At 42.1% G+C, this 11284-nt stretch carries 4 protein-coding genes; 3 read left to right on the top strand and 1 reads right to left on the bottom strand.

Features of this window, described 5'->3' with window-relative positions:
- Positions 1 to 176: 176 nt before the first annotated feature.
- Complete coding sequence (locus K6V21_RS00295; protein WP_224320498.1) at positions 177 to 365, bottom strand: hypothetical protein; 189 nt, start codon at positions 363 to 365, stop codon at positions 177 to 179.
- Positions 366 to 703: 338 nt separating this feature from the next.
- Here K6V21_RS00295 and K6V21_RS00290 point away from each other — a divergent pair, with 338 nt between their 5' ends.
- The 3 genes from K6V21_RS00290 to K6V21_RS00280 all read left to right on the top strand — a co-directional run bounded on the left by K6V21_RS00290 (position 704) and on the right by K6V21_RS00280 (position 11183).
- Positions 704 to 4903, top strand: a complete 4200-nt coding sequence (locus tag K6V21_RS00290) for a hybrid sensor histidine kinase/response regulator transcription factor (protein WP_224320497.1) — start codon at positions 704 to 706, stop codon at positions 4901 to 4903.
- A 177-nt stretch (positions 4904 to 5080) separates the two neighbouring features.
- Entirely contained in the window at positions 5081 to 10936 is a 5856-nt protein-coding gene (locus K6V21_RS00285) for an InlB B-repeat-containing protein (protein ID WP_224320496.1), read from the top strand.
- Positions 10937 to 10967: 31 nt separating this feature from the next.
- Positions 10968 to 11183: a hypothetical protein gene (locus tag K6V21_RS00280; RefSeq protein WP_224320495.1), complete on the top strand. Its 216-nt coding sequence runs from the start codon at positions 10968 to 10970 to the stop codon at positions 11181 to 11183.
- Positions 11184 to 11284 lie beyond the last annotated feature (101 nt).

Raw genomic sequence — 11284 nt, 5'->3', positions numbered from 1 at the left:
ATGTGCGCTTTTGTCTGTTATTAACAACGAGTCTTCCTGTGGAATAGAGCCTTCTGGAAGATTCTACCTGTCTTTTCCCTCAATTCAGACCGTCTGTTTTTCCTAAACAGACGGTCTTTTACCTTCCAACAAACGGTCTTTTACTCTAAAACATACCATGTAATTTCCAAAAAGACTTATTCTTTTTTCCGAAGGGCTACACCATAGGTCCAAAAGGGTGTAGTCTTGTTGACTGAAGGGCGATACCATCCGGCATAAAGGGTGTAGCCTTGCCTTTTGCTGGCAAAGTTTTCGCTGTTTCGGTGGGAAATAGGAAGCTGACTGAAAGAACCCTTTTTCTGTATTCTATTAAGAATATATTGCATGTTGTTACAATAATATTTTTTTTACTATTAAATCTCTGGTATTTCCTTCTTCTTGTATTCTTTTGTGCTTTTCTAAATAAGGAATCCTTGCGTTTTTCTGTGTGATGTCGTAATCAGTGTGGAAAGAAAAGAATGTGACGGAATAGAATTATCAATTTGTCATTTTGTCAATCTCTGATCTATATACATTTACATACATGGCATAGTATAAATCTACGATTACTTAATGTGTTAGTGTAGCACTCCTGAAAATAATACTATCGAACAAATAAGATAGTTTTAGAACTTTTTATGTATATTTGTCGGCGTAGATTAATAATATTTGCTAACTATCGACTATGAAAGAAAAGATCTGGAGTTTCTTCTTTATCTTTGGGGTATTGTTTTCCATGGTATGCCAAGCTATGGTGATGCCCGAACCTAATTCTTTGGCATTCAAATCTTCATCTATTCTGAACAGCTTGCCAAGCAAGGACGTACAGTCGGTTTACCAAGATAGGGATGGCTATATCTGGATATCTACCCGCAATGGGCTTTTCCAGTATGACGGCTATTCTATCACTACCTATAAATCCAATTTATACCGTCCGGATTTATTGACTAATAATAATATTTATTGTGTGGCAGAGGATGCACAACATCGGCTGTGGATTGGCACTTACAGCGGACTGAATGTTTTGGATAAGCAAACTGGACAGATTTGGAAAATAGATGATCCGGAAATAAATGGCATTGGCATATCCCAAATATTGGTGACAAGTGACAATCGTATTTTATTTGCTACAGAAGGAGGATTGCTCGAATATCTGGAGGATGGTAATCGTTTTTCTGTTTTTAATCAGGATAATACCGGTGGCGTTTTTCCTAAGACAACAGTAAAGTCTTTGTTTGAAGATGATCGGGGGGATATATGGATTGGTACATGGAGCCAGGGATTGTTCCGTTATGAAAAGAGAACCGGTGAATACTGGAAGTATCCGCAAATGAACTCTGGTAACTCAGCTCATGTTGTATTTCAGGATAGCCATAAAAATATATGGGTAGGAACCTGGGGGGCGGGATTACATTTGCTGCATGATGCTTATAATCCGGAGAAAACCACTTGGACAACATTCACCCATGATGAAAACAGGTCGGGTACAATTTCCGACAATCTGATTTATGCTATTTCCGAGGATCTCAATACGAATTCTTTATGGGTGGGGACTCGTAGTGGTCTAAGTATACTTTCATTGCGGGATATGGAGATGTTGCATTGGAGTTTTGAAAACTGTTATTCCGGTGAATCAGAAAACTCTATAACCAGTAGTGAGGTCGCTTCTTTGTTGCGTGACAGGCAAGGTATTATGTGGGTAGGTATGATTGGTGGTGGCGTCAATATGGCGAATACCCGTAAGGCAAAATTTAACCTTGATCGTCTATCTGAAGCAAAACGGATACTCAAGAGTAATTCTGTCCGTAGCATTCTGTTGGATGATGAAGGGCAACTTTGGATGGGAATCAGTACATACGGCTTTGGTGTGGAAGATCGCAGGACCGGGAAATTTACTCATCATGGTCAAATGCCCGACTTCAGTTCATATAGGGGGATTTCTACAGTAATGTCCATTATGCAATCTCCCTCTACTGGACATATATGGATTGGAGTGTACAACGGAGGAGCTTATGAAATAGATAAATCAGCTCCTGTAGGAAAGCGTGTGAAAGCATATAATTCTTCGAATGCTCCATGGATGTGCAATTCCTGTATCTATTATATTTGTGAAGACTCCAAGCAAAACCTATGGTTTGCCACTAAGAGTGGGGTTTCGATGCGTGCGGCGGATGGAACTCCGGTACGTTTCGATTCGTTGAAGGTTGGAGACGTGGCTGTGCGGGATATGGTGGTCATGCAACTTGTTGAAGGACATGACAGTGAGATGTGGCTGGCTTCCAATACACATGGAGTCATTCGCATTCAGGGTAGTGGGAATTCTTTAAGTGGATATACTTTCTCAGGCTATTCGGTTTCCAATGGAAAACTGAACAGTGATTATGCAAACTGCATTTATAAGGATGTTGAGGGACGTATTTGGGTAGGAACCGGTGGAAGCGGATTGAGTCTTTATGATGCTGTGGAAGATGTATTTTTGCCGGCACACAAATTGTGGAATCTGCCGGGAGATGCAGTAACCAATATTCAGAGCGATAAGAAAGGAAACCTTTGGCTGGGAACTAATGCTGGTCTGTTGCGCCTCACTGTGCCACGGGACTTGCAGAATGTGACTTATCGTCTTTATACTACTTCTGATGGCTTACAGGATAATATTTTCAATAGGGGAGCGTCATTTGTAGCTTCCGATGGAGAGATGTTCTTTGGAGGGCATCGGGGCTATAATAGTTTCTACCCTGATAAACAGGATGAACAGGTCTTTTCTTCTCCGGTTGTAATCACTGATATTAAAGTGTTTAATCAGTCTTGGACGGCTCTCTCTGACAAAGAACGTTCCGAAATATCGAATTTGTCACCAAGGTTCACAGATAAAATAGTCCTGGACTATAAGCGTAACAACTTTAGCATAGAGTTCTCCGCATTAGAGTATGCCAATCCCGAAAGGAATCGGTATGCTTACAGGTTGGATGGTTTTGATGCAGGCTGGCAATATACGGATGCATCCAAACGTTTTGCATATTACAATAACCTGAAGTCCGGCACCTATACTTTTTATGTGAAGTCTTCCAATTCAAACGGCATTTGGGACGAGAATATACAAACTGTTAAAGTCGTCATTCTGCCGCCACCTTGGAAAACCTGGTGGGCTTACACCTTATATATAATAGTACTTCTCGGTATCTCCTGGTATATTTACCGGATTGTCCGCAACCGTATCCGCCTGCGCAATGCCTTGCACCTGCGCGAGATGGAGCAGGCAAAATCGGAGGAAATAAATCATGCCAAACTGCAATTCTTCACAAATATCACACATGAGTTGCTGACTCCGCTGACCATTATTTCGGCTTCTGTGGATGAGCTGAAGCAGACGGCACCCGCTTATAAGGAGCAGTATGATGTGATGACACACAATATCAATCGATTGATACGTCTGCTGCAACAGATATTGGAGTTTCGTAAAGCGGAGACGGGTAACTTGAAGTTGAAGGTATTGCAAGGGGATTTGGTCTTGTTTGTACGCCGGAGTCTGGATGGTTTCCGCCCGTTGATGAAGAAGAAAGATATTCGTTTCACCATTCAAAGCGATGCGGATAAATGCTTGGCTTTCTTTGATCCGGATAAACTGGATAAAATATTATATAATCTGCTGTCCAATGCTTCCAAATATAACAAACCCGGTGGTAAGGTCGGAATTGAACTCAATTGTGATGAAGTTAACGGAATAGCTTGCATAATAGTGAAGGATAACGGTCCCGGTATTCCGAAAGAGTCGCAGAAGAACTTGTTTAAACGCTTTTATGAAGGAGATTATAGGAAGTTTAATACCATTGGTACGGGAATCGGGTTGTCGTTGGTGCGCGATTTGGTTACTCTGCATCATGGTTCCATATCGGTAGAGAGTGAAGAAGGTAAAGGGGCTGCTTTTAAGATACAATTCCCGGTTCATCGGTTTGCCTATTCGGAAGACGAGATAGATGATGCCGTGACTTTGTTGGATTCGGACGGAATAGATGCCGTGCAGGAAGATGTAGTGATAACGGATGCTCAGGCGGACATTTTGGAAGAAAATCTAATTCCGGTTGAACAAAGTGTAGCGGAGAAGAGTCACACCTTATTATTAGTTGAAGATAACGAAGACCTATTGGGCCTGATGGTGAAACTTCTGGGCGGTGATTATACAATTCATACTGCAACTAATGGCAAAGAAGCGCTTGAAGTCGTAGAATTGGAAGACATCGATCTGATTGTATCTGATGTAATGATGCCGGTGATGGACGGCATTGAGTTTTGCAGGAACATAAAAGGAAACTTCGATACTTCGCACATACCGTTAATTCTGCTGACAGCTAAAAAGCAGGAAGAGGACCGTGTGGAGGCCTATGAATCGGGAGCGGATGCTTTCATAACGAAACCGTTCAACCTGAGTGTGCTCCATGCCCGTATCGGCAATTTACTGAAGTCACGTGAACGGGTCATGAAAGACTTCAAGAAACAACTGGTGTTTGAGGCGAAAGAACTGAACTATACCAGTATGGACGAAGATTTCCTGCAACGTGCCATTGACTGTGTAAATCGCCATTTGGATGATCCGAATTTTGACCAAACTCAATTTCTGGAAGAAATGAATACTACTAAATCCACTTTCTTCCGTAAATTGAAGTCTCTTACCGGACTGACTTATGTTTCATTTATCCGCAATATTCGTATGAAGGCAGCGTGCCGGATTATGGAAGAGAAAAAGCATGTGCGTATCTCGGAATTAGCGTATGCGGTAGGGTATAACGACCCGCGCTATTTCAGTAGCATCTTTAAAAAAGAGATAGGAATGCAACCTTCTGAATATATGGAACGATTTACTTCGGGAGGAACGATTGAGGGAGAGTGAAACTAGGTTGAGGAAAGGTGCAAAAAGTGGAGGTGTATGTGCCATTCATCATAATTAAATCATTTTGAAACATTTCTACGTGTTGCTTACGCTTACGCGGAATAACTTTGCTTCTATGAATTTGAAACAATAATGCTTGTTTCGTTCGCAGAATATTAATCTTAAAAGTTATTACGTATGGAAAAACAAAAGCAAAAAACTGGATTGTGCAAGATGATCTCAGCTTGGATGATTTGCATAGTTCTGGTGATGAGTGTGCCGATACAGGCGCAGAATTTACTTGCCGGTTGGGACGATACCACTGGGACTCCTTATGATGCCGGTTGGCGGGTAGATGAAAGTATCTCTGTTACTTGGGGAAATCTCGCTGCTTCCTCCGGCAATCGGTATCGCATAAATGTAGGTAGTCCTGCCAGTAATGGAGCAGATCAGATGTTGTATATAACAGAGGCGGATACCAAGTACGGCTATCCGGTAAGACCGGTGGAAAATAAATTCTATCAACTTTCTGGCAAAGTGTGGCGAAGGAATGGGGGATCTGGAAGTGCAACCTTCAATTTTTATTTTGCTGACGATCTGTTGGCAACAAAGCCTGTTTCAAAAAATTCTCTGACTCTTTCGGGAAACAATGTAGTAAATACGTTCAATAGTTTACGTTTTGTTGCACCGGAGGGTTTTACGTCAGGCTATTTTCTTTGGGATGTCCATGTTAATAGTGGTAACTGGAATGAGGCTGGCATCTGGCTTTTGCAACTTACTGAATTAGGTAATGCTGTTTCCGTAAAGTTTGATACCAATGGAGGCAGTTCAGTAGACAGTCAATATTTTTTAGATGGGGAATCTTATACGATAAGTAAACCTGCCGATCCTGTTAAAGACGATGGCTCTCCTTTTGATGGCTGGTATGCCGATAAAGAATTTACTATACCTTACGACTTCTCGGTTTCTATTACTACTGCAACAACTGTTTATGCCAAGTGGGAAGATGCGAGTGTGGTAAAAGCTCAGTTACAGACGTTGATATCTGAGGTGGAAGATGCCAAAGAAGGTGGTACGGAAGCCGGAATAAACTATTTGCAAACTGTTATCGGAGAAGCGCAGGCGATTGTCGATAATTCCGGTTCTACAATCAGCGATTTCACGGCAGCTATTAGTAACCTGAATGCTGCTCTTGCTGTTTATCATGATCATTCTTTAAAAGAACTGTTGGTGGGGGGAACCATTATTCCCGGTTTCTCGGCTACGACTTACATATATACCTATGATCTTGCTCCGGAGGCTTCTATTCCAACGGTTACAGCTGCGGCTATAGCTCCGGTTGCATCGGCCGGTATTGAGCAAGCATCTGCTATTCCGGGTAGCACTGTAGTAACAGTTATGGCTGGTGACGGTTCTACCCAAACCTATACGGTAACTTTTAGGGTAAACTATATGGCTGCTTGGGATGGTAACGGCATGGGGACAACTACAGATATTCCGAACAACTTTGGTTGGCAGTGTAGTAGTGACGTGATATGGGTGAGTGCAGATAATAGTAACGACACTTATGCATATAGATATAGAGATAATTTTGGCAGTGGTGTGGGGCGTGTGATTACCCATCCTGTTAATAATAGTGTCTTTTCTTTTCCGGTTTCTTTAACCGGAGGCAAAGTCTATAATTTCACTTGTCGCAACTCAAATGTAAACGGTACCTGTACCACAATGTTTGGCATCAATACGTCAAAAGACGCAATGGGCACAATGCTGAATTCCCAAAGCAAGACCTCTGCGAAGTGGAGCTCACTGACGACATTTAACTTCAACTTTGCGGCAGCAGTGTCCGGCACATACTATATGGTATGGCAAACGACAAATGGCACAGATAGAAATATAGCCACCGATTTCTTGCTTACAGAAGTGGGGAATGCCCTCAATGTATCTTTTAATACTGATGGGGGAAGTGAAGTAGCTACACAATATTTTGTAGAAGGAGAATCGTATGCAGTGAATCCTCCTGTTGAACCTACCAAAAACGGCTATGTATTTAGTGGCTGGTATAAGGACAATACTTATACATCACTTTTTAATTTCAATATTCCGGTTCTGGAGAATACAATCATTTATGCACGGTTTGTACCGGATGAAAATCCTACCATGACGAGCCTTACCATAAACAACGAAACGATTGCCATTCAATCTGCTAAATATATGAATATCACAGCTAATGGGACTTCTGAATTACACATTTCAGGCGAAAGTCCGTTGGTGGGCAGTACTATTAATCTTGCTTCGGACAATGCTTGGCTCTATCTTGAATCTGTTAAACCTTCGGAAGTTACTTCCAATTATCTGAGTTCTATAAAAATCAATGGACAAGCTTTCAATGCCGAAACGGATCGTATGGCCATTTACGGAAGTGGTACGGTGATTATTCCCCAAGGGAAACAAGTTTCTAAACATGCTCTGATAGCCTATACCGGGAATAATTATGGAGGTGAATCCATGGAATTTGAAGTAGAGAAATATTATCGAACAGCCGAACTTGGGGCTGCTTTCGATAACAAGATCCGCTCGTTTAAACTGAAGAAAGGCTATTCCTGCACGCTTGCCAATAATCCTGATGGTACAGGCTTTTCACGAGTGTACATTGCCAGTGATGCAGATATTGAAGTGCCCGAAATGCCCGAAGGATTGGAATTTGTTTCATTTGTGCGTGTATTCCGTTGGGAATGGGTTGGCAAAAAGGGAATTTGTAACGGTGGACTTGCTGCAATCACTAATTCTTCCTGGTACAATGACTGGGCTGCTGGTGGTGCTACGGATAATCCTGATTTTGAATATGTTCCTATGCGTCACAATTTAGGTTGGGACTCTTTTGAAACCATCAATACGAGAACCAATGTATCTCATGTTTTAGGTTATAACGAACCGGATCATACTGACCAGGCGAATTGTACGCCGATACAGGCGATTAGGCAGTGGCCTGAGTTATTTAAATCGGGTTTGCGGCTTGGGTCGCCTACACCTGATGCTATTAGAAAAGATTGGCTGGTCAAATTCTTGGAGTTAGCAGATAGTTTGAACTATCGTGTTGATTTTGTGGTGGGACACATGTACTGGAATGGGCAATCGGGGCAAAACCTGTATAATGGAGTGGTGGATGCTTGCACTCGCCTGTATGGAGGACGTCCGATGTGGATAACTGAATGGAACAACGGTGCCAACTGGACAACTGAAAACTGGCCTACTAATTCGGGCCCTCAGAGAGATGCGGATTTGAACATCATTTATGATGAGGATGGAAATGAAAAAACAGTGACCAGACCGTTGTCGCCCGAAAACGCAGCAAAACAAGCTACATGGATATTGGATGCGCTGGATGGGCTTGAACGTTGCGAATATCTTGAACGACATTCACTCTATAACTGGGTACAGGATGCAAGAGCTATGGTGTTGGACAATAAACTGACTCCTGCGGGGAAAAACTTTGCAGCATATAAATCGAAAGTGGGCTTTTCAAAAGCGCGGGAGTATACCCATACCTGGAAAATAGCTCCTCCTCTTCCCAACTATACTTTGTCGAAAGACTATAAGTCGATAACCATTAGCTGGTATGACCACAATGGAGAGACGGGTAAGAATTACACATTGCAGAAGAGTGTGGATGGTGGAGAATGGACAGATGTAAAGGTATTTATTGCAGCAGCTGAGATGAATCCTGATAATCCTTTGGTCTATACATATGGAAGTACAATTTCCTATACCGAAGAAATTGATTGCATATCGAAGGTTGATTACCGTATCATCGCGCTGAGCTATAAAGATACGCAGTCTTCTTATTCACGTACAGTAAGTGTGACCAGAGATGCTGTACCCGATAAACCAGTCTTGCAAGGTGAAGCACTCTCTTCTAAAATTATAAAATTGACTTGGAGTGCTGTGGATAATGCCCGTTCTTACAGATTGGAACGTGCGGAAAGTGCAAACGGAGAATATACGGAAATAGCAAACCTACTCACTGGTACGACTTATATGGATGAGAATTTAGCAGTGAATACTCCTTATTATTATAAGCTTTATGCATTGAGCACAGCAGCCACTGAACCGGTTTCTGATGTCTTAACCGTAAGTACGAAGGAATTGATAGCTCCTTCGGCAATAGACGGGCTGCGTATAGCAGCAGGAGACGGTCGTTTGACTTTAACCTGGGATTTCGCTTATGATGCTAAATATAGGGTATTACGTGCCGAGGAGAAGGATGCTTCATATAAACAAATAGCAGATGCTATTGAGACTACACGCTATGCGGATAATGGGCTTGTCGAAGGAACTACTTATTACTATAAGGTACAAGCCTATAATACGGCCGGTGATGGTCCGGAAAGTGAAGTTCTGTCGGCTATGCCTGTTGGTGGACAACATATATATATGTCATTTGATGAAAATGCAGGAACAACTGCTTTTGATGCATGGGGTGGATATCATGGAACACTGTTGGAGGGTGCTGAATGGACTACTGGTAAAACGGGAAGCGCGGTAGCGCTCACTAAGAGCAAAAGTTCTTATATACAATTGCAGGATGGTGCACTTAGCAGTTTGGAAGATTTCACCATTGCCACTTGGGTTAACTTTAACGGAGGAATGGGACGTTTGTTTGATTTCGGTACCGGGACAGGCACATTTATGATGCTGGCACCGGCTACAACCAAGATACGCTATAAAATAACATGCGGAGCCGGCACATTTGATATTACTATTCCTTGTGCGATAAAAACTAAGGAATGGGTACATTTTGCTATGACACAGGCGGGTACTTCGGTTAAGTTTTATCTGAATGGTACTTGTGTAGGTACAGGTGAAAATACGGATAAAATTTCTCCTAAAGATATGGGAATCACTACACAAAACTATTTGGGGAAATCTCAGTGGTCGAGCGATGCCTATTGCGACCATATCTATGATGATTTTAGGATATATAATAAAGCATTGTCCGACCTGGAAGTGGCAAAGCTGGCTGACGCTATAGTTACTGTTTCCGTTTATAAAGGCAATAATACTGAAGAAACAGTAGAAGTCTATAGAGATGGTAGTGGTTTGGCTGACATACTCACCGGCAATACTATTGCCGTAGTGGACGATGCAGATGGTATTAACCTTCCGGAGGGACAGAACAACGTTGTCGTAAAGAATGCGGCAAACACTTATTCTTGTACCAGTTTATTGCTTACGGATAAACAGCCTTTTTATTCGCCTGTCAGTTTTACGGCTGCATCTGCTGTTTATCGACGTGACTTGACCGGATATGTATATGCTGATGGTGCAAATGGCTGGAGTTCTCTTGTACTGCCTTTTGCAGGTACCTTGTATGCCGGTGAAGATGCCAAGAAGCCTTTTATCAGTGATGATGACGCATTCGGAAATTACTGGCTGAAGACATTTGCTGGTAAAACAAACGGGACTATGAACTTTGAATATGCAAGCTCAATTGAAGCTGATATACCATACATCATAGCTTTGCCAGGGGAACGCTGGGGAGTGGAAAATAGTATTAAAGATAAGGAAATAGAGGTTCGTGGTACGGATGTAACTGTATCAGCCACTAAGGGCATTGCTAAAGTTACGGCAGATGATTATAGCTTTAATGGAACTTATGCAGTTGTTCAACCTGTCGGAACTCATTATATACTAAATGCTGAGGGAAATACTTTCATTAAACATGATGATGGAGCTACAGTTGAACCTTTCCGTTGCTACTTGCTTCCGGATGTAGAATCAATGTCGATGCCGAAAAGTTTTAGCATAGGTGGTGGAAATGGCGAAATCACCGGTTTAGAGAATGGAACTAAGGATCATGCCGGTAAATTGCGTGTGTATTCGGAAGCCAGCAATCTGAAGATTGTTTCCCCTAAGGTAGCTATAGTTCAGATTCATGGTGCGGATGGAGTATTGGTACGTACAGTGCAGTTGCAGGAAGGTGTGAATACTGTTACCGGTCTTGCTCCCGGTTTCTATGTTGTGGAAGGTCAGAAAGTCGTGATATATTCCAAATAAGAAAAGTGTAAATCTCAAAATGAACAAATATATGAAAAAAGAAACTTATGTGAAGCCAACTGTCGAGTTGATTTCTATGGAGAATGAAGGTTGTGTCATGACCGGTAGTTTTACTGGTGGCGGACAGATAAATCCGGGTACACGTTCTGGTTATGGACGTAGTCGGGGAAGAACCTACGGAGGAAATTCGAGCTCTGTCAGTGACTTGGAACAACTGATCGAGGATATACTGACAATAGATAAATAGTCAGGTTGTTGAAGAATGGTGCATTATTGATGGAAGAATGTTTCATGCACCATTCTTCAACATCTCTGGCATTTTTGTAATGCCGTAATGTGTTTCCTTTC

This window comes from Bacteroides cellulosilyticus, from assembly GCF_020091405.1.
GTDB lineage: Bacteria > Bacteroidota > Bacteroidia > Bacteroidales > Bacteroidaceae > Bacteroides.
Note: the sequence above shows the minus strand (reverse complement) of the source record. Positions and strands in the feature narration are given on the sequence as shown.